We start from the raw sequence: 537 nt of genomic DNA, 5'->3' as shown, positions 1-537 counted from the left end.
AGAGCAATTTCCATCCATTTCAGGAAATAACACTTTACAGGAAATAAAAAACGATTCTCCCGAGGAACACAAAAATGTAGTTTTAATTACAGTCGAAAGTCTTAGTGCCGATTTTATGAAGATGTATGGAAACAAACAAAACATTACACCTTTTTTAGACAGCCTGGCGCAAAAAAGTTTAACTTTTACCAATTTATATGCGGCAGGAAACAGAACAGTCCGCGGTCTGGAGGCCGTTACCTTATGTCTTCCGCCAACTGCAGGCGAAAGTGTTGTAAAAAGAGAAGACAATAAAAATAAATTTTCTACAGGATCTGTATTTCTTAAAAAAGGCTACAATGTAAAATTTATGTACGGCGGAGATGCGTTTTTTGATAATATGCAGAGTTTTTACTCCGGAAACGGTTACCAGATTATAGACAAATCCAGTTTTTCTGCTAATGAAATAACTTTTTCGAATGTTTGGGGAGTTTGCGATGAAGACATGTATCACAAAGCAATCAAAATCATGAACGCTGAAGCGAAAGAAAACAAGCC

1 protein-coding gene is annotated in these 537 nt (G+C 36.3%); it reads left to right on the top strand.

The annotated features are described in order from the left end of the window. A partial coding sequence (locus ABEB23_RS18225; protein ID WP_348814143.1) for an LTA synthase family protein occupies positions 1–537 on the top strand: 537 nt, incomplete at both ends.

The organism is Flavobacterium maritimum (assembly GCF_040049085.1).
GTDB classification, from domain to species: Bacteria; Bacteroidota; Bacteroidia; order Flavobacteriales; family Flavobacteriaceae; genus Flavobacterium; species Flavobacterium maritimum.
The sequence above is the reverse complement of the archived record's forward strand: the minus strand, read 5'-3'. Positions and strand labels throughout refer to the sequence as shown.